The sequence below is a fragment of the Amycolatopsis sp. SB7-3 genome (genome assembly GCF_041021335.1).
Classification (GTDB): Bacteria; Actinomycetota; Actinomycetes; order Mycobacteriales; family Pseudonocardiaceae; genus Amycolatopsis; species Amycolatopsis japonica.
In genome coordinates this window covers 1-22,644 of the sequence record NZ_JBFPJQ010000008.1, presented here as the reverse complement: position 1 = coordinate 22,644, position 22,644 = coordinate 1, and the positions used below count along the sequence as shown (strand labels likewise).

Here is a 22,644-nt window from a genome sequence, read left to right as displayed (position 1 = left end):
GGCGCCACGTTTGAACCCCGAGGGGCCCGCCAGCCACCCAGGCGACGGGCCCCTCGGCATTCCCGGCGCGGCCGGGACTGGCCACTCACGCCCCTCGCACCTTCCTCACCACCCCGCGCACCACCAAAGGCGTCACGATCGCCACAAAGAGCACCAGCGCCGCCCAGCCGCCAAAGCCCCCGAACCCGCCCTCGTCGTAGGACGCCGGGGCGGCTTCCCGCCAGTTCTTCGAGCCGCCGCCCGCCGACTCCTCGTCGGCGTTCGCCGTCGCGGTCGCGGTCTTGTCGCCGGCGGCCGGACCAGCGGCGGGACCGGCGGAGGCATTGGGACCCGAGGTGGCAGCCTTGGGTTTGCCGTCCGGGGCGATGATCCCGGCGGTCACCAGTGGATCGGGCGGGCTGGCCGCGCCGGCGCCGAGGCTGCCGTGGAAGGTCGGGTTGCCGCAGTTGCCCGCGTTCAGCTGTTTCGCCGGTTGCCCGGTGAGCCGCGCGTTGGAGTTCATGATCTCCTGCGACAGGTTGGGCGGCAGCGGCGAGTAGCCGATCCGGGCCATGTTGATCTGGCCGTCGCAGGCGACGTGTTCGAGGAAGGCGGTGATCGTGTCGGTCTTGCCCTGGTCGCCGTAGCCGCCGCGGCAGGTGTCACGGCCGTTGGTGCACGGCATCATCACGTACGAGTAAGCCGAGATCGGATACGACTTCGGGTCGGTGTTCGAGTAGACCTTGTCCAGTTTCTGGCTCAGGTCCGGCCGCAGTTCCGCGTGTTTCAACGCGGCCGCGATGTTCTCCGCGTAGGGCTGCGTGTACTGGCCCGCGCCGTTCTGCACCCAGGCCGCGGGTACCTGATACCGCTGGGCGTAGGCGAATTCGTCGTAGCCGATGGAGAACGGGATGGTCGCGTTGTCCATGGCCGTCGCGATCTGGTCGGAATCCGCGAGCAGCCGGTACCACTCGGCGTCCGGGCCCTGCCCGGGAAGCTGGATGGGGCGGACGCCCGCGGGCAGGTTCCCCATCCCGTTCCCGACGTTGCGGGAGACGAACCGGTTGTAGGCATCGGGTGCCGCGTGCGCGATGAAGTCGTAGAACAGCGCCGTCGTCCCCGATTGCCCGGTCCGGCCGACCAGGGTGATGGGCTGATCGGGCAAGGACTTCCCGCCGTTGGTCGCGGTGATGGCGGGATCGCTCCAGCGGGTGATGTCCCGGCTGAAGATGCGGCCGATCGCCTCGCGGCTGAGGTGCAGGTAGTCGACGCGTTTACCGGCCTGGTCGTTGACGTTGTACATCAGCGCGATCGCGCCGGCGACGTCCGGGACGTACTGGTAGCCGCGGGTCTGCGCGGACAGTCCGCCGCCGCCCGCCGCGATGAGCGAGGACACCTCGGCCTCGGTACCGGCGAAGTCGACGGTCCGGTCGCCGAACTGGTTGACCCCGGCGGGGGAGTTGTTGGCCGAGTAGTTGACCGGGATACCGCGTGACGTCGCGCCGTTCTGCCAGTCGTTCATCGCCGGGCCGACGTAGCTGGAGCCGGAGCCGGTGATCCTGGTGAGCGCCGTCGCGCCGGGCGCGGTCGCCACGGAGACCGAGAACAGCAACGCCATCACCGCGGCCAGCCTCGCGATCATCCGAATCGCCCGTTCACGTAGTCGTAGGTCCGTTCGTCCGACGGTGCGTTGAAGATGGTGTCCGTCGGCCCGTGTTCGATCACCCGGCCGGGTTCGTTCTCGGCCGCGAGGAAGAACGCGCAGTGATCCGAAACCCGTTGGGCCTGCTGCATGTTGTGCGTGACGATGACGACCGTCACCTCGTGCCCGATCTCGGCGATGGTCTGCTCGATCCGCCGGGTCGACGTCGGGTCGAGCGCCGAGCAGGGCTCGTCCATCAGCAGCACGTTCGGCTGCACGGCCAGCGATCGCGCGATGCAGAGCCGCTGCTGCTGCCCGCCGGACAGCGCGCCGCCGGGGGAGCCGAGCCGGTCGCGGACCTCGCGCCACAGCCCGGCCCGCTCCAGGCTCTGCTCGACGAGCGCGTCCTTGTCACCGCATTTGACGCCGGCGAGTTTCAGCCCGGCCAGCACGTTGTCGCGAATGGACATCGCCGGGAACGGGTTCGGTTTCTGGAACACCATGCCGATCCGCAGCCGGACCTGCTGCGGACGTGTCCCGTCGGCGTAGATGTCCTTGCCGTCCAACAGGACCTCGCCGGTCAGCGACGCTGACGGCACCAGCTCGTGCATCCGGTTCAGGATGCGCAGGAAGGTCGACTTGCCGCAGCCGGAGGGGCCGATGAGCGCGGTCACCTCCTTGGCTGGCATCCGCAGCGAAACCCCTTCGAGCACCAGGCGGTCACCGAACCAGGCACCGATCTCGCGGGACTCGAGTTCCGCCGCGCCGGGCGGCGGCCCGCCGGTCAGTGCGACCAGCGGGCGCGCCGGACTGTCCACGTAGGACACTTCAGTGTCGGTCACCGGTTCTCCTGTGTCTTGACGGTGGTTCTCTTCGCCTTGCGTTTCGACCGGTCGCGGCCCACCACCCGGGCGATCGCGAACAGGCCGAAGATGAGCAGGATCAGCACGAGCGCGCCGACGTAGCCGCGCTGCTGGACGTTCTCCAGCGGCTGCTTGATGAAGCGGTAGATGAACAGCGGGATGCTCTCCTGCGGATCGGAGAACGGGTTCGCGTTCATGCCCAGCGCGCCGAACGAGGTGAACAGCAGCGGCGCGGTTTCCCCCGCCACGCGGGCGATGCCGAGGATCACGGCGGTGGTGACGCCGGTCCTGGCGGTCGGCAGCACCACCGACCACACCGTGCGGGCCCGGCTCGCGCCGAGCGCCAGCGACGCCTCGCGCAGGCCGTCCGGGACGAGCCGGAGCACGACGTCCACGGTCCGGGTGACGGTCGGCAGCATGACCATCGTCAAGGCGAGGGTGGCCATCATCCCGTTGTAGCTGAACAATCCCACGCCCGCCTGGATACCGGGGATGATCAACGCCGCGTAGACGAACAGACCGGCCACAATGGACGGTAGGCCGCTCATCGCGTCGACCATGATCCGCACCGGACGGCGGAACCGCGACCGCGTTTCGTTCAGGAACACCGCGGTGAGCACGCCCAGCGGGACGACGAGGACCAACGTGAGCGCGGTCTGTTCGAGCGTGCCGACGACGGCGTGCAAACCACCGGTGTCGGTCACCGGATCGGTCGGCGCGACCGCGGACATGTCGTGGGTGAAGAAGCCCGGCCGCAGGTACGGCGCGCCCTCGGCGACGATGTAGATCAACAGCGACAGCAGCGGCGCGAGCAGGACCAGCGCCCCGGTGACGACGATGGTGGACACGAGCCGGTCGGACGCGGCGAGCTTGCCCAGCCGGTCGCGGGTGACCAGGTACAGCATCGCCAGGTAGAGCAGGTACGCGACGATCAGGTCGGCCAGCCAGCCGGGGGAATCCAGCAGCAGATGCATGACGAACCAGGTGAGCAGCGTGGCCGACACCGCGCAGCCGAGCGCCGCGAGCCGGTCCTGCCTGGTCGTCTCCGACGGGCGGCGTTTGACGAGCTTGCGAGGCGGGGTCACCGGGGGAGTCATGGTCGCGGTCATGCGTCCACTCCCGCGCCGGACCGGCTCTTGGAGATGATCACCGACGCGGTGAAGTTCGTCGCCAGAGTGAACACGAACAGCACCAGGCCCGCGGCCATCAGCCCGGACAGCGCGAGCCCGGACGCGCCGGAGTTGTTGGCGATGAACCCGGAGATCGTCGCGCCGCCGAACTGGACGAGATGTTTCGTGATCTCCGGAACCTGCGGCAGCAGCAGGGAAACGGCGATCGTCTCGCCGAGCGCGCGGCCGAGCCCGAGCATCGAACCGCCGATGACGCCGCCGCGGCCGAACGGCAGCACCACGGTTTTGACCATGCCCCAGCGCGTGCTGCCCAGTGCGAGCGCCGCCTCCTTCTCCCCGGGCGGTGTCTGCGCGAACACCTCCCGGATCACCGAGGTCGTGATCGGCAGGACCATCAGCGAGACCACCAGGCCCGCGATGAACATGGACTGGATGTACAGCGCGTTCTCCTTGGCCGAGAACACCGGGATCCAGCCGAGGTTTTCGGTGAGCCACGACGAGACCGGCACGATCTGCGGTCCGAGGAAGGCGAACCCCCACAGGCCGTACAGCAGGCTCGGGATCGCGGCGAGCAGGTCGACCAGCCCGGTCAGGAAGCCGCGGATCCGCCCGCTGGAGTATTCCGTGATGAACAGTGCGGCCAGGACGCTCAGCGGGACCGCGATCAGGACCGCGATCAGCGCCACCACGATCGTCCCGTACAGCAGGCCGAGTACGCCGAGAACACCTGAAGCCGGATCGAACCGGATCGTGGTGAAGAAGCCGAAACCGCTGGAGTCGAACGCCGGCCCGGACCGGTAGACGAGAAAGAAACCGATGACCACGAGGATCGCCAGCATGGTCAGCCCGGCGCCGGTGGTGACGCGGCGGAACGCGCGGTCGGCCCGCGACAGGACTTCGGTGATCGCCCGCCGCGCCGGGACCCCGGGCGGCGACGGGTCGGGCCGGGGTGGCGCGATGGTCACGAGCGGCCTTCCTTCGTGTTGGCGGGTAAAGGAGTCGAGGGCACACCACGTCGCCCCCGATGCGGCCAGTATGTGGTGCCCGCGCCCGGGAAAGGTGTCCACACGGAGAACGCCCGACGGGACGTGTGTGAATCAGTGCGGGGGACCCGTTGACCCCCGCCGGGTGATTCGTGGACGTTGGATCCCGTGAAATCTGGGGAGTCGTCCGTGTTCCTGTTCCGCGCGAGACGAGCCGGGATCGTGCTGCTCTGCGGGATACTCGCGGTCGCGGGGGTGTCCGTTCCCGCCGCGCAGGCGCAGGCGCCCGCGAATCCGCCGTATCGGCTCAAGATCGAACCCGCCGATCTTTCGGCGGTCCAGAACGGCGATCCACTGAGGATCACGCTTTCGGGATTGCCCAAGGGGGCCAAGGCGAAGCTCGTCATCTGCCCGAAAGACGTGCCGGACAACCTCATGAAGAAGGTGTACGTCCCGCCGTGGCCCAAGGACAGCACCCTGCTCACCCGGGTGCAGTCCTACTGTCAGGACGAATTCGGCGACGAATTCACCGGCAAGGCCGCGGGGATGCAGTCGATGGAAAGGGTGCGGAGCAGCACGACCGGCGACATCGTCTTCGACACGACGATTCCACGCGGTACCTTGCGCCCGCACGCGGTGGCCTGGGACCCGCTTTACACCACCTATGAAAAAGCGGTGAATCCCGGCGACAAATTCCCCAAGGTGCCGTGGGCGGACAATCCCGTCGTCGTCGATCCGGTGACCGGCGCGAAGACCAGAAGGCAGTATTCGTTCACCTGCGACGAGAACAATCCCTGCACCGTCACTATCCAGATCACCGCGCAGGACGCGACGGGCAAGACGGTGACCTGGGTCGACGAGTCGATCAAGTTCACCCCGTACCTGCCGGGGATCGGCGTGAAGGGCTGCAAGGGGATCGGCCGGAACACGCTCAACGCCAGCATGCCGGAGCGGCTCGGCCGGGCCGCGGTCGCCTGGAACCAGGCGCTGTGCGCGCCCACCCAGGCCGATCAGCCCGCCAACATCGTGAGCGAGACCGAGGACACCGGGCTGACCGCGTTCGACAAGGGCACCTCCGATCTCCTGATCACCGGCAGCGGGAACGCGCTGGCCGCCCAGACGGTGCGGTCCAGGGAATACGTCCCCGTCGGGGTCAACGCGGCGGTGATCGCCGCGGTCGGCTGGTCGCCGACCGACGTCAACGACGAAGGGAACCCGCTCGGCTCGAAGCTCGCCACCACGATGTCGTTCACCACCACCGAACTGGCGCACATGTTCACGAAGGGCGGGCAGAACCCCGACGCCAACGGCCGGGGCGGCGTCTTCAAGAACGGTTCGCCGCTGGTCGAGCGCAATCCCGCGCTCTCGGCGATCAAGGACGGCCAGCCCGCCGGCGTGATCGCGGTGAACCGACGGGCCGGATACGGCGGAAACCCGGACTTCTTCGGGGTGACCGGGGAATCGGGGGCGGGGACGGTCCCGTTCGCGCTGAGCAGGCTCCTCGCCACGACGGCGCCGGAGGCGTGGGTCTTCCCGGCGCTGGGCGCCGACTATTTCGGCGAGCTGAGCGGGAAGTCGCCCGGGGTGATCTCCGATCTGAGCGCGCTCGATCCCGGCAAGTCGCGGGTGAACAACGTCGACGCGAAGACCGGGCAGCTGTCGGTGCGCAAGACCGTGGACAACGCGGTCGTCGGCCGGGGCGCGGACTGCGCGGGCGGTTGCCTGAACTGGGTGATCACCGATCTCGCGACGGCGACGGTCAACCGCTGGACGCCGGTGGCGCTCCCGGACGGCAAGGGGAACTTCGTCGCGCCGACCGAGCAGAGCCTGCAGCTGGCGGCCGATTCGATGAAGGTCGGGCCCGACGGGACGGCCGAGCCCGGCACCGTCACCAAGGACGGCGCCTATCCGCTCACCTTCGTCGAGTACATGGCAGTTCCGGTCAACCCGGTGATCGACGCGACCTGTAAGCCGATGAAGGAGAAGCAGGACCAGCTGAAGGCGTTCGCCGGTCTCGCGGCCGGATTCGGACAGGCGTTGCTTCCGCCCGGAATGGCCCGGCTGACCCCGGGATTGGCCGCGACCGCCGCGGAACGCGTCGCCAAGATCGGCACCGGGACCGCCGAAAAGGCCTGTCAGGAAAAGGAAGAAGCGAAGAATCCGCCGCCACCGGGCGCGAACGGGGCCACCCAGGCGTCCAACGCCTCGCTCACCGGCCCGTCCGGCGGTCCGGGCTCGTCGGCCGGGACCCCCTCGGCCGCCACCGGACCCGCACCGGCGGCAGCCCCGACACCCGAAAGCGTGGCGGCGGCGAAGAACCTCGCCGAATCGATCGACATCCCGAAGTTCGCCGGTGCCGGCGCGCTCGGTGCCCTGATCCCGTTGGTGGCATTGGTGATCCTGGCGACCTTGCCGTCCGCGACCGCGTATCTCGCGGCAGGGCGGCCGGTGCCGTCGTGGTTGACGAGGGCGTTGGCCGCTCTCCTGCGGCGTAGGCAGTCGGGCGGCGCGGCGTGAACACCGAAGTGGAGGAAAGGCAGTTCCTGCGGTTCGGTCCCGGCTGGATCGGCGCGGTCGTGTTCGCCTGGCTGGTCACCACCCTGGTCGCGCTGGCGCTGGTCGTCTACGCGCTGGGCCCTTTGCTGCAGTCGAGTGATCAGCGGAAGGCCCTGACCGAGATCCGGGGTGAGATCGGCGTGGCGCTGGGTGCCAGCCAGAGCCTCTTCGGTGCCGCGCCGCCCGCGAAACCGGTCGAGTTCGGCAGGCCGGTGGCGGTCATGGAGATCCCCGCCCTCAAGGTGCAGCAGGTCGTCATCGAGGGCGCTTCGAGCGGGGAAACCGCGTCCGGACCAGGGCATGTGCCGGGGACGGCCGGGCTGGGGCAGCCGGGCAACGCGGTGATCGCCGCCCGGAACGCCGGATTCGGCGGCCCGTTCGGCTCGCTCGGCGCCCTGGAGAAGGGCGACGAGATCGTCGTCGCGACCACGCAGGGCAAGTCCGTCTACCGGGTGACCGACAAGGCCACCCGCCCCCTCGACGAGGGCGCCGACTACGGCAAGACCGAAAACGACCGGCTGACCTTGGTGACGTCGGCGTCGTGGTGGCCGCTGGCCGCCGAGGAGGCGACTGTGGTGACTGCCGTCCTGGAGGGCAGGCCCTTCCGGCCGAGTCCGCAGAACGGCCGGGCGGACGCGCAGGACGGCCGCACCGGCGACGGCGAAGCGTGGGCCGGGCTGGTGCTGGCCTTCGGCGGATTCGTGGTCGCGGCGGCCGGGGCGACATTCCTTTATCGCCGTTGGCGTCCGGTTTCGACCTATGTCATCACCGGGCCGGTGCTGCTCACTCTCGCCGCGCTCGCGGCGCTGGCGTTGTGGCGGCTGTTCCCGGCCTGGGCGTAAACCGGATATCGGTCTTTTCGGACCGAAATCGTTCCCAGGATGTGGATCATCCCCCGATCCAGACTTTGGTCGGTGGACTCGTCACGGATCGCTCTTTAGATTCTCCCCATTACACCCGGTCAGGGTAATTCATTCGGGCGGCCGAAGGGATTCCTGTTGCGGGCTGTGTCGTGTGGGCAGTGCTTTTGAAAAGCCAGGGAGATTTCGATGAGCAGATTCAGCCGGGTGGTCACATGCTCGGTTCCGGTCGCGGTCGGCGCTTTGCTGCTGTCGACGGCGGTTTCCGGCGCCCAACCGTCGGAGGAGGCGCGCACGCAGGCCGGGATCACCGCGCTGCAGAGCATCAAGAAGAGCCTCACCCCGGCTGAGCGCAAGCAGTCGAGCCAGCTCGTCGTCGAGAAGCGTCTGCGCGCCGACAAGGGCCTGGCGGGCAAGCTGCCCGAATACCGGACCGGACTGGGTGTCAGCGACGCCGGCACGGTCGCGGTGGACATCAAGGGCGCCGGACAGTCCCTGGTGGACGCCGTCAAGGCGGCGGGCGGCACCGTCCGTTACGCCTCTCCCGCCGGCGCGATCCGCGCCGACCTCCCGCTGAACGCCGTCGACGCGATCGCCGGACGCGGGGACGTCGCCGAGGTCAAGGCCGCTTCCCATGCCATGACCTGGAACGAATCCGCGCAGCAGGACCGGCGGCAGGCCGCGGTCAAGCAGACCGCCGCCGCGCTGCAGGTCGCCGAGGGCGACAAGGCGCACGGCAACGACACCGCCCGCACCAAGTACGGCGTCACCGGCGCGGGCCAGAAGGTCTGCGTGCTTTCCGACGGCATCAAATCCCTGAAGGCGTCGCAGACCGCGGGCGAGCTCCCCGCCGTCGACGTCCTCCCCGGCCAGGCGGGCAGCGGTGACGAGGGCACCGCGATGCTGGAGATCATCCACGACATGGCGCCCGGCGCCGCGCTCGGTTTCGCCACCGCGTTCACCAGCGAGCAGAGCTTCGCCGACAACATCCGCGCCCTGCGCACCACCGGCAAGTGCACGATCATCGTCGACGACGTGTCCTATTTCGACGAGTCGCCGTTCCAGGACGGCCCGGTCGCGCAGGCCGTCAACGACGTGACCGCGGCCGGCGTGCTCTACTTCTCCTCCGCGGGGAACTCGGGCAACCTGACCGACGGCACCAGCGGCTACTACGAGGGCGACTTCCGCGGCTCCAGCAGCAAGATCTCCGGGATCACCGGCACGCCGCACGACTTCGACCCGAGCACCACGACCCAGCTGTACAACGCGCTTTCGCCGAACTCGGTCGGCCGCTACGTCACCCTGTTCTGGTCCGACCCGTGGGGCAAGGCCACCAGCGACTACGACCTGTTCGTCCTGAACTCGTCCGGTTCGGTCGTCGCCTCCAGTGAGGGCTCGCAGAACGGCACCCAGAACCCGTACGAGATCGCCCAGGTCCCGGCCAGCGGCTCGGGCTTCAAGGTCGCTGTGGTCAAGTACAGCGGCTCCGACCGGTTCATCGCGCTCAACGTGATCCGCGGCCGCTTCGTCACCTCGGGTGCGCTGAAAGCCTTCAGCACCAACGGTGTCACCTCCGGCCACTCGGCGGCCGTCAACGCCTTCAGCGTCGCCGCCGCCCCGGCCGCCGGTGCCTTCGGCCGCGCGCTCGAGACCGGCGACCCGGCGAACCCGGCCGGTCCGTACCCGGGTCTGTTCACCTCGGCCAGCAAGTGGGAGCGGTTCACTTCGGACGGTCGCCGTCACCAGTTCTACAACCCGGACGGTTCGGTGATCACCCCCGGCAACGTGTCCTCGACCGGTGGTGCGACGCGCAACAAGCCGGACATCACCGCGGCCGACGGCGTCGCGACCTCGGTGAGCGGTTTCCAGCCGTTCTTCGGGACCTCGGCCGCCGCGCCGAGCGCCGCCGCGATCGCCGCGCTGCTGAAGCAGGGCAAGCCGGCCGCGACCCCGGCGGAGATCCGGAACGCGCTCGTGTCGACCGCGATCGACCTCGGTGCCCCCGGTTTCGACCCGGTCACCGGCGCGGGCGTCATCATGACCGGCCCGGCGCTCGCCGCGCTGGGCGTCGCCCCCAAGTAGCACTTCCCGCGTGAAGGCCCCCTTCCCTCGGCTCAGCAGAGGGAAGGGGGCCTTCACGCGCTAGGAGGGGTCAGGACTTGACGCAGGACAGGCCGTTCGGGCCCGACACAGTCAGGAAGCCGTACCGCTTGATGGTGGTGGCGAGCTGGCCGCCGCACAGCGGGCTGGCCGTCGAGGCCGTGTCACCGTCGTCGAAGCCGACGGCGCGCTTGGCCTGGTCGTAGCTGGGGGTGCGGGAGTCGACGATGTTGTAGACGCTGCGCGAGCCCAGGAACGCGGTGGTGAACGCCGGGGTGTAGTTGCCCGCGGAACCCGCGACCGGGGAGCCGTTGAAGCCGGCACCGGTCAGCGGGTTGACGGTGAAGCCCGCCCGCTTGTCGGCGACGACCGTGTTGCCCTGCGCGATCCACTGCGCGATGGAGAACGGCGCGATGGCGGTGGCGCGGTCGGCGGTCGGGATGGAGTTGCCGTCGTGCTCCTGGAAGCGCTTGATGGTGACCGGCTTGGTGGTCGGGTCGAAGCCGAGGACGGTACCGGTGAAGAAGCTCAGCGTGCCGGAACCGGTCTGCGGCAGGTAGACCTTGATGGGGGAGTTGGCGCCGCCGACCTGGTTCCAGTTGGTGATGGAGCCGTCGTAGATGCCGCGCAGCTGCGCCAGGGTGAGGGTCAGGCCCGCGCCCGAACCGGTGGCCGACGAGGCCCAGGTGACACCGTCGGTGGCGAAGGCGAAGTACTCGAAGGTGCCGGGGTCGGACGAGCCGCGGGCCGAGGACGACCGCGCGATGTCGATCTTGCCGTCACCCGCTTCGGCGGAGGCCTTCAGCGCGGCCTTGCCCTGCGAGGAACCGTTCGGGGCCGGGTTGCCGGCGCTGTAGACGACCTCGTCGGCGAACGGGTCGGCCGGGACGGTGAAGGTCTGGGTGCCGGACAGCAGCGGCGGCACGTTGACGAAGTTGTCGGGGTCGCTGTTCCAGGCGCCGCCGTTCGCGTTCGCCAGGATCGCGCCGGTGATGTCGACGGTGGTGTCCGAGCCCGCCGCGGCGATGACCTCGGAAAGGCCGTTGGCGGGGGTGACCGCCGAGGCGGTGCCGGTCAGGGTGAGGCAGGCACACGCGGCGATCGCGGTGGCGCCGAGAAACCGAGTGGTACGAGCACGCATCTTGTTTGCACTCTTTCTCTAGTCCCCAAGTAGTCGCGGGATTCCGTGACTTGGCACAATCCTCGCTCCGCGACACTGTCCGGCGGCGGTGCTTCGCGTTCCCGCCCGACGTCATGGTGGTTAATCTCCGGGGAACGAACTTTCCGTGATCGGCCGTCACGGAGAACGATTCGGTGAATGTCCGCCGGAATCGCGACGGTATTTCCGGCGCCAATCGGCTATCGTCTCGATTCCTTCGCCGATGGACGCTTCGGTGGTGGCCGAGCGGAACCGGTCGAGGCCGCGCTGCGCCTCGATACGTCTTCCGTAGGCGTGGCTGGCGATCGCGACGAGCCGGTCGCCGGTGTGCAGGCGCCAGCGCCAGCGACCACCGCTGAGATGACTGAAATCGCTGGTCAGTTCGGAAATATGCGTGCTGAGCCAGGCGATCGCGACAAGGCATTCCTCGGCTCGCGGATAGTCTTCGGGCGCCGATCCCAGCGACACGTTGTTGCCGCCGAGCAGCCGCCATCGCAGGGTCTGCTCGCCGGTCTGGACGAGTTGAAAGCGTGGATTCTTCGCTACTGAATTCCCCCTGGTCACATCCCGTGAATCGCCGCCATGTGGTGAAGGGGTTACCGGATCCGCTTAAGGCGCGACGGCCGACGGGTGAACGTTTTCCCCCGGCGGCGGCGCGCTAGCCTGAACGGACGCGGGTAATCGGAAAAAATCACCGAGCCGGTCCGCTCCGGCACGGTCTGCGAGGAGGATCGATGGGCAACGGCAGGATCGCGGTCGTCACCGGGGCGGGTTCCGGGCTCGGCAGGGAGATCTCCCGCGCGTTGCTCGGCGCCGGCTACCGGGTCGCCCTCGCCGGCCGCCGCGCGGACGCGCTGGCCGAGACCGCCGAGGGCGCGGCGGACGCGCTTCCCGTGCCCACCGACGTCGGCGACCCCGATTCCGTCGCGGCGCTGTTCGAGACGGTCCGCGCCCGGTGGGGGCGGCTGGACCTCCTGGTGAACAACGCGGGCGTGTCCGTGGGCGGGGCCGTCGACGAACTGTCCTTCGCGGACTGGAAACGCGCCGTCGACACCAATCTGACCGGGATGTTCCTGTGCGCGCAACAGGCCGTGCGGCTGATGAAGGCGCAGGATCCGCGCGGTGGCCGGATCATCAACAACGGTTCCATCTCCGCGCACGCTCCGCGCCCCGCGTCCGTCGCCTACACCGCGACGAAACACGCGGTCACCGGGCTGACGAAGTCGATCTCCCTCGACGGCCGCGCCTGGAATGTCGCATGTGGACAGATCGACATCGGCAACGCGGCCACCGAGATGACGCTGCGGATGGCCGACGGGATCCCGCAGGCCGACGGCAGCGTCAAGGCCGAGCCGACCTTCGACGCGCGGCACGTCGCGGACGCCGTGCTGTACATGGCCGGGCTGCCGCTGGACGCGAACGTCGGATTTTTGACCGTCACGGCGACCGCGATGCCGTACATCGGGCGCGGCTAGTTTTCCGGCCAGGTTACGCCTGTCGTGAGTGGTAAAGAGGGTTAGAACGACCATTACCACTCACGACCCCCGGACAATACTGCGCAAAGTGATCAAATCAGACACGAGGATCTCGACGAATGTCCTTTTTGGATAGTCTGAGGGTCTAGGCCTCGGTGGCGAGCCCGGTTGCACCGCCGACTCCATCACGCCACTTTTGACTCGCCCCTCGCTAGAACGATCTCAGCCGCTCACGAGCGCCTCACGGGATCACCTTCGCCTTGCGGAACTCGTCGAACAGCCGGAAGAACATCTCCGGCGTCTCGGCGTACTCGTGGAAACCGGCGCGCCGCGCCTTCGAGCCGTCCGCGAACATGTCGTAGTCCCAGCCGAACACGAAGTCCGCGAACGCCCACGACGACGAAACGGCGCTGTACGGCACTTCGAGGCCGTACTTCGCGGCGATCGACGTCCAGAGTTCCTCCTTGTCCGCCATGACGACGTCCAGCGACATCGGCAGCGGCGGCGCCACCTCCAGGTCGAAGTAGCGCGCGATCCGCGGCCAGAGGTCGTTCCACCGGAACAGATCCCCGTTCGCGATGTTGTACGCCTCGTTCTCCGAACCGGTGGCCCAGACGGTGGCCTTCGCCAGCAGTCCGGCGTCGGTCATCTCCAGGAGACTGTCGTACGCGCCGGGTTTGCCCGGGAACCGCAGCGGCAGGCCGAGTTCCTTCGAGATCGACGCGTAGACCGCGATGGCCAGCGCCAGGTTCATCGGGTTGCCCAGCGCGGTCCCGCCGACGACCGACGGCCGGATCGCCGACCACGTCCAGGGCTTTCCGGCCTGGCGCCGCTCCAGGAACTGCTGCTGGTCGACGTTGAACTCGGGCGGCATGTGCCCGGCGTCGTCCTCGCGCGCCGGGGTCTTGAACGGGCCGAGGTGGGCGCCGTAGACCTTGTAGCCCTGCATGAGGCTGATATGCCGCAGGCCGGTCGCGACGGGTTCGATCGCGTCGACGAGGTTGGTCAGCATCGCCAGGTTCGGCGGGACCAGCTCGGCCCAGGTCGGCTTGTCGACATAGGCCGCGTAGAACACGTGCGTGACGTCGTCCAGGCCACCGAGCTTCGCGCGGGTGTCGTCCGCGTCGAGCAGATCGACCGCGATCCGGCCGGGGCCGCCACGCCGCGACAGGCCGATGACGCGCCAGCCGGGCAGCGTCTCCAGATGGGCGATCAGGTTCTTGCCGACGACCCCGTTGGCCCCGGCGACCAGGGCGACCTTGCGTTCTTCGTTCATGTCATCGAGCTTGGCCCCGGCCGGTCGATAAGTCCAAGGCATAGATCTCACCGCTCCGATAAACTCTCTTCATGACCAGTCTGCGGCAGCTCGAATACCTGGTGACCGTCGTCGACACCGGCTCCTTCACCAGGGCCGCCGAGTTGCTGCACGTGACGCAGCCCGCGCTCTCGCATCAGGTGCGCGCGCTGGAGAAAGGCGTCGGAGGCCCGCTGCTCGAACGGCTGCCGCGCAGCGTCCGGCTCACCCCGATGGGCCGTGCCATGCTGCCGCACGCCCGCGCCACCCTCGCCGACGCCGAACGCGCACGGTGCGCGGCACGGCAGGCGTCGGGACTGGAAGCCGGGGAACTGCAGATCGCCACGGTCTACTCGGTCGGCCTCGGGGTCCTCCCCGCCGCGTTGCGGGTGTGGCGCCGCGAGCGGCCCGACGTCGACGTCCGGCTGGTGGAGTTCCGGCACGCGGACGAACTCCGGGAGGCGATGGCGGCGGGGGAGGCCGACGTCGCGGTCGGCCCGGTCCCGCCGGACTGGGACGGGCCGGTGCGCGAACTCGGGGTCGAGGAGTTCGTCGTCGTCCTGCCGATCGACGGGCCGCGCGAGGACGACGGCACCGGCGTCGTCGACCTGGCGACCCTCGCCGACTGCGCGTGGGTGCACTACGCGCCGGGCAACGGCCTGGCCGACCTCGTCGACCAGGCGTGCGCCGCGGCGGGATTCCAGCCGAGGGCCGCGGTCCGCACCGAGCAGAGCGCCGCGGCCCCGCTGCTCGCGGCCGCGGGTCTCGGTCCCGCGCTGGTGCCCGCCAACGTGCTGCCCGAAGGTTTCCACGGCCGCGTCCTGCGGCCCGAACCGGCGATCCACCGCACGCTCGCCGCCTATTGCCGCAGCACTCCCGACCCGCTGACCTCGGCCTTCATCGACGTCGTCGCGGGGAAATGCACGCTCGGGTCACCGCACGGAAACCCCTGAGAGGTCCACACCGCCGTACGCCGTCGCCTTGACGTCGCCGACGCGGTCCGCCCAGACGGCGTGCCCGTGCCCGGACCACAGCGGGACGACCGGGAGATCCCGCAGCAACTGGTTCTCCACCAGCCGGTAGACCTCGCCGCTCTCGGCGGAGTCGGTCTCCTCGGCCGATTTCAGCAGGTCGGCGAATCCGTCGCTCTGGTAGCCGGTCGCCTGCACGATCTCGGCCAGCACTTCCTGCGGGCTCGGTGTCGTCAGGGCAACGTCGATCGCGAACGGTCCCTGCCCCGGTTCAGGGGCGAGCGGGACGCCGACGGCCTTGCCGACCTGCTCCGCGAGCGGGCGAAGCCAGCTCGCCTGCGACTGTCCGAAGTGGACCGGAGCGGTCGGGAACTCCGCCTGGGTCAGCAAGGATTTCGCGGCTCCGGCGTCGAAGGTACAGGGACGGCACGTGCTGCTGCGCTCGCCAGGGGCGACGGCGGGCGGCAGCAGCGACTTCGCCGGATCCACCTGCTTGCCGAGCGCGCCGGCCTCCAAGGCCGCGCGGTCGATGCCGAGCCCGAAGCCGTGCCGGACGGTCGCGTCGGAGAAATGCGGCGCGCTCAAGGGAAAGCCGAGGTAGGCGACGGTGGGCAGGGCCCACATCACGTGCCGCTGCGCGAAATCCGCGTGCATGGCCTCGTGGCGATCGCCGGGGACGAAGGTGGAGAGGTCGAGTTTCCCGGCCTTCACCTCGTCGTACTGTGCCGCCGCGTCGCCGGTCTTCAGTTCGACCGTCCGCGCCTTGCCCGGCGCGTCGGCGACCCGGACCAGTTTGCCGCCCGACGGCTGCCACGCGCCGTCCAGCCGGAACGGCCCGTTGCCGACCGGCCGTTGCGCGAAGCCCGCCCAATCACGCGAAGCCAGCGCGGAAGCGGGCAGCGGGACCAGCGCGGGCGACGAGAGCAGCGCCGGAACCTGCCCGGACGGCCGGTCGAGCACGAGCCGGATGGTCAGCGGGTCGGGTGCGGTGATCTCCTTGGCCCGCAAGAGCTCCTTGACGACCCGGGACGCCTGCCACTGCTCCGCGCCGATCGCCTTCCAGGTGTCCACATAGGACTGCGCGGTGACCGGGGTGCCGTCGTGGAACTTCCCGCCGTCCTTGAGCTTGACCGTCCACGTGACCCGGTCGGGGCTGGAGAACGATTCGGCCGCCCGCGGCGCCGTCTTCCCCGTCGCCGGGTCGTAGTCCGCCAGCGGCGTCCACAGCGCGCCGGTGACCATCCGTCCGGACTGGTCGCGGACGTCCGCGGGCAGCAGGGTCGCCGGGGCGGCCAGGCCCACGCGAAGAACGTCCGGTGCGGGCGGTTCGCCGGATTCGGTGCAGCCCGCCGCGACCAGGGCGGCGGCGAGGAGCGGGGCCAGAAGACGCAAGCGCATGAGGATGTCTTAGCAGTCCCGCACCGAGCAGTCCCACAACCAATGGCGGTTGTGCGGGCAAAGTGGCGATCATAGGGTGCGGGGACCAGCCTGGGAGGTTTCTGTGCGAGGAAACTGGTTGCTCCGTTCGTGTTTGGCGCTCACCACGGTCACCGCGACCTTGATCGCCACCGGATTGCCCGCCGCGGCCTGCGGCGAAGAGGACAAACCGGCCAGTGAGAAGGTCCGGGTCGCCGGCGCGCCCGGCGCGGTGAAGAACGTCAAGGCCGTCGGCAACGTGCCCGACGCGCAAGGCGCCATCGCCATGGGGTTCCTGCAGTACGGCAAACGTGACGTCATGGCGGTCTCCGGCGAGTTCGGCCTGAAGGTCTACGACCTGACGAAGAACCCCACCGCCCCGAAGCTGATCGGCGAGGTCAGCCTCCCCGGCCTGTGGGAGACCGAAGACACCGAGGTCGACGTCAAGCGCAAGCTCGTCTTCCTCGCGCGGGACCCGCGGGCCTACGGCGGCACCACGCAGACCGGCGAATCCGGTATCTACATCATCGATCTGAAAAACCCGGACAAACCGGCCATCCTGAGCTACACCAAGGTGCCCGCCGGCCACACGACCAGCTGCGTCGACGACTGCCGGTACCTCTGGACCGGCGGCCCCGCGAAGGCCGCGAACCAGCCCGCGGACTGGGGCGGCCGCCCGATCTGGGTGACCGACATCCGCGATCCGCGCAACCCCAAGACGTTCCCGAACCCGATCGAACTCGCGCGCAACGACGGCAAGACCGACTACGTGCACGACGTCCAGGTCGACGACGAGGGCGTGGCGTGGGTGTCCGGACGCGGTGGCGTCCGCGGCTACTGGACCAACGGCTACCACCGCGATCCCGTGCAGGGCAAGGTCCGCCGCGCGACGGCGTTCGACCCCGTGCCGTACGCGGGCGGCGGGATCGAGGAGACGGCGGCGCCGTCGAAGTTCATGCACAACAGCTTCCACCCGGCGGGACACCGCTCGGCCGACGGTGCCGACTCGAACCGCTGGCACGGCCGTGACCTGATCTACGCCACCGAAGAGAGCTTCCTCGACGGCTGCGCCGGTGACGGCGTGCTGACGATCTCGTCGCTGCAGAACTCCTACAACGGCGAAGGCTGGCGCTCGACGCCGGAGAAGCCGTTCCGCCTCAAGTCCGTCGGCACCTGGAGCGTCGCCGGGCAAGAAGGCAGCGACCCGACCACGGGTGACTGCTCCGCGCACTACTTCGACGTCCGCGGCAAGGTCCTCGTGCAGTCGTTCTACACGCAGGGAACGCGTTTCCTCGACGTCAGCGACCCGACCGACCCGAAGCAGATCGCCTACTTCCGCCCGGCCGACGCCAGCGCGTGGGCGCCGTACTGGCACAAGGGTTACGTCTATGTCGCCGACAACACTCGCGGAATCGACATCCTGAAGCTCACCGCCTGAGCCAAGATGTCCCCATGCGCACCTTGGGGAAGATGCTGGGAGTCACGGCCGCGATCGTCCTGATCGCGGCCTGTGACCCGGTCCCGCCGAAGGAAGTGGCCGTCCACACCGATCCGGCGCCGGTCGCCGAGACGTTCCCGGAGGTCGGCGAGATCGTCCAGGCGTCCTGGGTCGAGGAGCGGATGGGCGCCTCCGAAGGGCGGGTCGCGGCGCCGGGGCCGTCCGACTTCCGGCTGTCCGCGGTGGTGAAGCTGCGTCCCGAGGCCGTCGCGAAGGTGCTGGACGGTTACAAATGCCAGGCCGGTTCCCCGGCGGTGCCCGAGCCCTTGAAAGGGCTGTTCCCGTCCGGGGTGAAATGGCTTTCCTGTGAGCTGCCCATGAACGGCAAGGCGCGGACCGCGTTCGTCGCGGACGGGTCCGAACAGGCCTTCCTGACTTCGACAACCATGTAACGGTTCTGTGGCGGAACTGTCGCGGGACCATCACGGCAGTGGGACGATCCGTTCCTAGCTTGGCGTCATGACCACCTTGCTCGAGCGGGCCCCGGTCCCCGTCGCCGGGAAGACTTCGCGACGAAGCGTCACCGCACTGTTCGCGATCGCCGTGCTTCTCGCCGGCTACACCGGGTTCCGATTGCCGGGGGAGTGGGCGGCGACCCTGCAGGCCGTGTCCCTGACGGACGGATTCCACCGCCGTTTCCTCGTCGGCACGCTCCTGAAGCCGTTCGGGCAGGACTACACGGTCTTCGCGGTCGCGAGTTTCGCCGTCCTCGGCGCGCTTCTGGCGGTCGTGACGCTCGTCTTCTTCCACAGCCGTACCGAAAGCCGACGGTGGTTGATCGTCGGCTGGCTCCTGTTGCCGACCGGCGGCTACCTGTTCCACGAGGTCGGCTACCTCGACCAGGTGCTGTATCTGCTGCTGTCCGGCGCGCTGTGGGCGGTGCACCGGAACAGACCTGTGCTCGCGAGCGCGGTGATGGCGCTTTCGGTGACCGTGCACGAGATCGCGTTGCTCACCGTGCTGCCGATCTTCGGTTTCGCCTTGCTGCGGAAGCTTCCGTTCCGGCGCGCGTGCGCGTTGATCACTCCGGCGGCGGCACTCGGCCTGGGGATCCTCGCCCTGCCGCCCGCCGCTCCCGGCACCATCGACGGTCTCCGGCGCGCACTGTCCACAGCGGACTTCGCCTACCGCGCCGACGCGCTGGATCTGTTCGGGCGCACCCAGTCCGAAAGCTGGCGGCTGTACTCGATCACCGGTGTCCTGCTCTACCTGCTGCCGATCGCGGCCGTGGTGCTCGGCGGTTTCCTGTACCTGCACCGGCCCACGCTCGCGGCCGTGGTGCCCGCCGCCGCGATCGGGGCGCCGGTGCTGCTCGCGTTCGGCGGCTGGGACGACGCCCGGTGGGGTTTCCTGCTGATGACCAACTTCTTCGTGGTCGTGTGGCTCTGGCTCGGTCACCGCGAGCTGAAACTGCCCCAGATCGGGGTGCTGACCGCGCTTCTGCTGGTGCTCACCCACATCCCGTTGCCGTATTTCGACGGCTACGCGCCACGTGGGCTCACGCTGGTGACTCCCGTGGAAGACGCACGGTGAAAACGGCGCCGCGATCGTTGTCCACGGTGATGTCGCCGCCGTGGATCAGCGCGTTCTCCCTGGCGATCGACAACCCCAGCCCGCTGCCCTCGGTCGCCTGGCGCGCGTGATCGCCGCGCACGAACCGGTCGAACAGGATCGGCCGCAACTCCTCGGGCACGCCGGGTCCGGCGTCGGACACCCGGATCAGCACCGCGTCGGAAAGGCCTTCCACCGACACGGTGATCGGCGTCCGGCCGTACCGCTCGGCGTTGACCAGCAGATTGCCCACGATGGTGTGGACGCGGCGCGGATCGGCGGAGACGGTCGTGTCGCCGGTGCTCGTCACCTGGACGGGCGTCTCCGGCACGCTGACCTCGATCGCGTCCTCGACGAGCGCGGGCAGGTCGACGAGTTCGGGCCGCAGGTCCGCGGAACCCGCGTCGAACCGCGAGATCTCCAGCAGATCCTCGACGAGCCGCGCCAGGCGCCGGGTCTGCGTCCCGAGCAACTCGGCCGCGCGGGTCCTGACCTCGGGGCCGGCGTCGTCGAGGGTGTCGACCGTGGCGACCATCGACGCGAGCGGGGTCCGCAGGTCGTGGGCGACGTCGGCGACGAACCGCTGCTGCTGGCGGTCCTTGGCGCGCAGTTCCCCGATCGCCGCGCCGACCCGATCGGCCATCGTGTTGAACGACGCGGCGAGATCGGCGAGTTCGTCGCGGCCCTTCACCGGGACACGGACGTCGAAGGCGCCGTCGCCCAGGTCACGCGCGGCGGAGGCGACTCGCAGCACCGGCCGCCGGATCCGGCCCGCCGCGAAGACGGCCGCCGCCACGCCGAAGACGGTGACACCGAGCGCGATCCACACCAGTTTCCAGCGCTGGGCGGCCAGATCCTGCTCGAAGGCGGTGAGGTCGAAGAACTGCACCACCCAGTACGCGACGAAGTTCCCGCTCAGCACCAGGAGCCTGCGCCCGGTCGCCGGATCGGTCGTGGTCGCCGACAACAGCTTCTCCGGCCCCTGGGTCCGCTGGATGACCAGGTTTCGCACGCTTTCCAGCGCGGCTCGCCGGTCGGGAGGGGCCGCGTTCTCGGCACCCGTCGTCCAGTCGTGGCTTTGCGAAGAGGCTTTGACGACCGAGAGAGGTCCTTCGGGGGCTTTGAAGTCGTCGTTGGTCAACTGGGGATGGCTCGTGACGAGCATCCAGTCCGCCGCGGCCTTGTCCATTCCCTGGGAGAACATCTCCAAGGCCCGGGGGGAACCCGCCATGGACTGTTCGAGATGAGGCCATGCCTGGCCGAACATCGCCCCGAACGACATCTTCGCCGCGGCGGTGAACCGGTCGAGCGCGTCGTCCTCCTGGATCTTGGCCGCGCTGAAGGCCATGACCACCGTCGCCGTCGTGGTCACCACCACGACCGCCGCGGTCACCCGGGCACGCAATCCGAACCTCATTCGCCCACCAACCGGTAGCCGAGTCCGCGCACGGTCTTCAGCACCACGGGATTCGCCGGATCGTCCTCGATCTTCGCCCGCAACCGCGCGACCGCCGCGTCCACGATCCGCGAATCGCCGACATAGCCGTAGTCCCAGACCCGTTTCAGCAACGTCCGCCTGCTCAGTACCTGGTTGGGATGCTCGGCGAACTCGACCAGCAACCGGATCTCGGTCGCGGTGAGCGCCAGTTCGACGCCGTCGCGCATCACGCTCATCGCGGCCGCGTCGATCTCCAGCCGCCCGACCCGCAACTGACCGGCCGACGGCCCGGGAGCGGTGACGGCACGCCGCCCGATCGCCTTGATCCGCGCGTCGATCACCCGCGGCTCGGCGGGTTTGACCACGTAGTCGTCGGCTCCGCACTCCAGCCCGGCGACGATGTCGATCGGGTCGCCGCGGGCGGTCAGCAGGACCAGCGGCACCCGGCTGCGCGCGCGGATCCGGCGGCACACCTCGAACCCGTCCATCCCGGGCAACATGACGTCGAGCAGGACGAAATCGAGTTCGCGCCGGTCGGTGAACAGCGCCTCCAGCGCCCGCTCCCCGGTCGGCGCGACGACGACGTCGTGGCCGAGGGCCTTCAACGCGAGCGTGAGCGCTTCGGCGAGTGCGACGTCGTCCTCGACGAGCAGGATGCGCGGCATGGTTCCCCCAAGATCGAAAGGCTCACCGATCGTAAGGGCGCTTCGTCGTGCTCGCCGTGGCCTGCGGCGGAACCGTCGCGAAGCCGTGCGGTCTCGTCACAAAACCCTAGTTCTTGAGCTTGGCGTTCCAAGCCGTCAGCGTCAGCTTGCCCGTGGTCCCGAGGTCGGTATCGACCGTGATCCGCTGCTCCGGATCGCCCTTCGCCGCCGCGACCGTCACATAGGCACCGGCCTCCGGCGAACCCACGGTGACCGTGTTCGACCACGAGACGACCGAGAGCAGCGTCCCGCCGGGCTGGACCGTCTGCGGGCTGACGCCGGGATCGATCGCCATATACGACGTGCCGTGCTCCACGGCGACGTTCATCGGCCGCTTTTCCTTGTCCAGCAAGCGGATTTCGGGATAGCCGGTAAGCGTGCGCGGGGTCGTGCCGCAGTTGGTGAGGGTGAGTACGACGGCGCGATGGCCCAGTGCGGCCTCGACCGGCCCGGACTTCACCGTCACGCCGGTGTCGAGACAGCCTGCCGGGACCACCGGGCCCGGATCCGGCGTGTGGACGGTGGGCGGGACCGGCGGCGGTGGCGGCGGAGGCTCGCCGCACCCCGCCACGACCAGCAGCAATCCACCCAGTAACCCCAGTTTCCCCAGCACACCGGAACCTTACCTGGGCCGAAAGCGTCCATCACCGCATCCGACGCGGCGAAGGACGCCTTCGGCCCGTTTCAGACCCTCACTAGGCCAGCAGCTCCTGCAGCTCCCGCACCGCCCCGGTCAGTTCCGTCGCGAACAGCTCCATCTCGTGCGCCACGTGCTTCGGCGTGCACAGGTACAGATTCAACGACTCCGGCAGCAGCACGTACGCGACGCCGATGCACTGCGGGCTGGTCGACCCGAAACCGAAGTACTGGATGTTCACCGACGGCGCCGAGCTCGTGCTCAGGTAGTCGTTGCGCATCTTCAGCCAGCCGGGTGACGAGTACAGCGACGGTGAGTCCTCGACGCCACGCCGCTTCTGGATCAGCTGCAGCTCCCACAGGTGCTGCTCCGGCGCGTCGCCCGCCTG

General features: G+C 69.2%; 20 protein-coding genes. 8 read left to right on the top strand and 12 right to left on the bottom strand.

Annotated features, from left to right (window positions below; translation table 11 throughout):
- Nucleotides 1–85: 85 nt before the first annotated feature.
- From AB8M46_RS36475 to pstC, 4 genes are read right to left on the bottom strand one after another with little or no spacing between them, the layout of a single operon-like run.
- Complete coding sequence (locus AB8M46_RS36475; protein WP_394363133.1) at nt 86–1,621, bottom strand: substrate-binding domain-containing protein; 1,536 nt, start codon at nt 1,619–1,621, stop codon at nt 86–88.
- A complete protein-coding gene (locus AB8M46_RS36470; protein WP_255355409.1) occupies nt 1,618–2,418 on the bottom strand; it encodes a phosphate ABC transporter ATP-binding protein in 801 nt (266 codons plus the stop codon). The genes AB8M46_RS36475 and AB8M46_RS36470 overlap by 4 nt, the downstream gene beginning before the upstream one ends.
- A 41-nt stretch (nt 2,419–2,459) precedes the next feature.
- Nucleotides 2,460–3,593, bottom strand: coding sequence for a phosphate ABC transporter permease PstA (gene pstA, locus AB8M46_RS36465; RefSeq protein ID WP_350594696.1), 1,134 nt, complete (start codon nt 3,591–3,593; stop codon nt 2,460–2,462).
- A complete protein-coding gene (gene pstC, locus AB8M46_RS36460; RefSeq protein ID WP_394363132.1) occupies nt 3,590–4,579 on the bottom strand; it encodes a phosphate ABC transporter permease subunit PstC in 990 nt (329 codons plus the stop codon). Before pstC ends, pstA begins: the two co-directional genes overlap by 4 nt.
- A 207-nt stretch (nt 4,580–4,786) precedes the next feature.
- On the opposite strand from pstC, the gene AB8M46_RS36455 reads away from it, so the two are divergent.
- From AB8M46_RS36455 to AB8M46_RS36445, 3 genes are all read left to right on the top strand, one after another.
- Nucleotides 4,787–7,114, top strand: coding sequence for a hypothetical protein (locus AB8M46_RS36455; RefSeq protein WP_394363131.1), 2,328 nt, complete (start codon nt 4,787–4,789; stop codon nt 7,112–7,114).
- Complete coding sequence (locus AB8M46_RS36450; protein WP_394363130.1) at nt 7,111–7,995, top strand: sortase; 885 nt, start codon at nt 7,111–7,113, stop codon at nt 7,993–7,995. Before AB8M46_RS36455 ends, AB8M46_RS36450 begins: the two co-directional genes overlap by 4 nt.
- Before the next feature lie 207 nt (nt 7,996–8,202).
- Nucleotides 8,203–10,095, top strand: coding sequence for a S8 family serine peptidase (locus AB8M46_RS36445; RefSeq protein ID WP_394363129.1), 1,893 nt, complete (start codon nt 8,203–8,205; stop codon nt 10,093–10,095).
- 70 nt (nt 10,096–10,165) lie between these two features.
- On the opposite strand, the gene AB8M46_RS36440 is transcribed toward AB8M46_RS36445, so the two are convergent.
- Nucleotides 10,166–11,254, bottom strand: coding sequence for a substrate-binding domain-containing protein (locus AB8M46_RS36440; protein WP_394363128.1), 1,089 nt, complete (start codon nt 11,252–11,254; stop codon nt 10,166–10,168).
- Nucleotides 11,255–11,410: 156 nt separating this feature from the next.
- Nucleotides 11,411–11,836: a hypothetical protein gene (locus tag AB8M46_RS36435; RefSeq protein ID WP_037346876.1), complete on the bottom strand. Its 426-nt coding sequence runs from the start codon at nt 11,834–11,836 to the stop codon at nt 11,411–11,413.
- A 170-nt stretch (nt 11,837–12,006) separates the two neighbouring features.
- On the opposite strand from AB8M46_RS36435, the gene AB8M46_RS36430 reads away from it, so the two are divergent.
- Nucleotides 12,007–12,747 (top strand): SDR family oxidoreductase, encoded by a 741-nt coding sequence (locus tag AB8M46_RS36430; RefSeq protein WP_394363127.1) that lies wholly within the window; start codon nt 12,007–12,009, stop codon nt 12,745–12,747.
- A 241-nt stretch (nt 12,748–12,988) separates the two neighbouring features.
- Here the strand turns inward: AB8M46_RS36430 and AB8M46_RS36425 are convergent, their stop codons facing one another.
- Nucleotides 12,989–14,023, bottom strand: a complete 1,035-nt coding sequence (locus tag AB8M46_RS36425) for an SDR family oxidoreductase (RefSeq protein WP_394363126.1) — start codon at nt 14,021–14,023, stop codon at nt 12,989–12,991.
- 71 nt (nt 14,024–14,094) lie between these two features.
- Here AB8M46_RS36425 and AB8M46_RS36420 point away from each other — a divergent pair, with 71 nt between their 5' ends.
- Nucleotides 14,095–14,994, top strand: a complete 900-nt coding sequence (locus AB8M46_RS36420) for a LysR family transcriptional regulator (protein ID WP_350598742.1) — start codon at nt 14,095–14,097, stop codon at nt 14,992–14,994.
- Here AB8M46_RS36420 and AB8M46_RS36415 read toward each other — a convergent pair.
- Nucleotides 14,974–16,410 (bottom strand): ABC transporter substrate-binding protein, encoded by a 1,437-nt coding sequence (locus tag AB8M46_RS36415; protein ID WP_394363125.1) that lies wholly within the window; start codon nt 16,408–16,410, stop codon nt 14,974–14,976. The two genes, AB8M46_RS36420 and AB8M46_RS36415, sit on opposite strands and share 21 nt — an antisense overlap.
- Nucleotides 16,411–16,528: 118 nt before the next feature.
- On the opposite strand from AB8M46_RS36415, the gene AB8M46_RS36410 reads away from it, so the two are divergent.
- From AB8M46_RS36410 to AB8M46_RS36400, 3 genes are all read left to right on the top strand, one after another.
- Nucleotides 16,529–17,866, top strand: a complete 1,338-nt coding sequence (locus AB8M46_RS36410; RefSeq protein WP_350598764.1) for a hypothetical protein — start codon at nt 16,529–16,531, stop codon at nt 17,864–17,866.
- A gap of 14 nt (nt 17,867–17,880) precedes the next feature.
- Nucleotides 17,881–18,318, top strand: a complete 438-nt coding sequence (locus AB8M46_RS36405; protein ID WP_378428083.1) for a hypothetical protein — start codon at nt 17,881–17,883, stop codon at nt 18,316–18,318.
- 67 nt (nt 18,319–18,385) lie between these two features.
- The gene (locus AB8M46_RS36400; protein ID WP_394363124.1) at nt 18,386–19,459 is read left to right on the top strand and encodes a hypothetical protein; all 1,074 of its coding nucleotides are present in this window, start codon (nt 18,386–18,388) and stop codon (nt 19,457–19,459) included.
- Here AB8M46_RS36400 and AB8M46_RS36395 read toward each other — a convergent pair.
- From AB8M46_RS36395 to AB8M46_RS36380, 4 genes are all read right to left on the bottom strand, one after another.
- The gene (locus tag AB8M46_RS36395) at nt 19,425–20,894 is read right to left on the bottom strand and encodes a sensor histidine kinase (protein ID WP_394363123.1); all 1,470 of its coding nucleotides are present in this window, start codon (nt 20,892–20,894) and stop codon (nt 19,425–19,427) included. The two genes, AB8M46_RS36400 and AB8M46_RS36395, sit on opposite strands and share 35 nt — an antisense overlap.
- Nucleotides 20,891–21,580, bottom strand: coding sequence for a response regulator (locus tag AB8M46_RS36390; RefSeq protein ID WP_394363122.1), 690 nt, complete (start codon nt 21,578–21,580; stop codon nt 20,891–20,893). Before AB8M46_RS36390 ends, AB8M46_RS36395 begins: the two co-directional genes overlap by 4 nt.
- Before the next feature lie 106 nt (nt 21,581–21,686).
- On the bottom strand, nt 21,687–22,232 hold the full coding sequence (locus tag AB8M46_RS36385) for a DUF4232 domain-containing protein (protein WP_394363121.1): 546 nt from the start codon (nt 22,230–22,232) through the stop codon (nt 21,687–21,689).
- An 82-nt stretch (nt 22,233–22,314) separates the two neighbouring features.
- Nucleotides 22,315–22,644, bottom strand: a 330-nt coding sequence (locus AB8M46_RS36380) for a choline/carnitine O-acyltransferase (RefSeq protein WP_394363120.1), incomplete at its 5' end; no start/stop codon positions are given.

What these genes read in the sequence shown, in the direction of transcription:
- AB8M46_RS36475 (WP_394363133.1), bottom strand. Translation starts at nt 1,621, where the DNA reads ATGATCGCGAGGCTGGCCGCGGTGATGGCGTTGCTGTTCTCGGTCTCC.
- pstA (WP_350594696.1), bottom strand. Translation starts at nt 3,593, where the DNA reads ATGACCGCGACCATGACTCCCCCGGTGACCCCGCCTCGCAAGCTCGTC.
- AB8M46_RS36445 (WP_394363129.1), top strand. Translation starts at nt 8,203, where the DNA reads ATGAGCAGATTCAGCCGGGTGGTCACATGCTCGGTTCCGGTCGCGGTC.
- AB8M46_RS36440 (WP_394363128.1), bottom strand. Translation starts at nt 11,254, where the DNA reads ATGCGTGCTCGTACCACTCGGTTTCTCGGCGCCACCGCGATCGCCGCG.
- AB8M46_RS36430 (WP_394363127.1), top strand. Translation starts at nt 12,007, where the DNA reads ATGGGCAACGGCAGGATCGCGGTCGTCACCGGGGCGGGTTCCGGGCTC.
- AB8M46_RS36425 (WP_394363126.1), bottom strand. Translation starts at nt 14,023, where the DNA reads ATGAACGAAGAACGCAAGGTCGCCCTGGTCGCCGGGGCCAACGGGGTC.
- AB8M46_RS36420 (WP_350598742.1), top strand. Translation starts at nt 14,095, where the DNA reads ATGACCAGTCTGCGGCAGCTCGAATACCTGGTGACCGTCGTCGACACC.
- AB8M46_RS36415 (WP_394363125.1), bottom strand. Translation starts at nt 16,410, where the DNA reads ATGCGCTTGCGTCTTCTGGCCCCGCTCCTCGCCGCCGCCCTGGTCGCG.
- AB8M46_RS36405 (WP_378428083.1), top strand. Translation starts at nt 17,881, where the DNA reads ATGCGCACCTTGGGGAAGATGCTGGGAGTCACGGCCGCGATCGTCCTG.
- AB8M46_RS36400 (WP_394363124.1), top strand. Translation starts at nt 18,386, where the DNA reads ATGACCACCTTGCTCGAGCGGGCCCCGGTCCCCGTCGCCGGGAAGACT.
- AB8M46_RS36395 (WP_394363123.1), bottom strand. Translation starts at nt 20,894, where the DNA reads ATGAGGTTCGGATTGCGTGCCCGGGTGACCGCGGCGGTCGTGGTGGTG.
- AB8M46_RS36390 (WP_394363122.1), bottom strand. Translation starts at nt 21,580, where the DNA reads ATGCCGCGCATCCTGCTCGTCGAGGACGACGTCGCACTCGCCGAAGCG.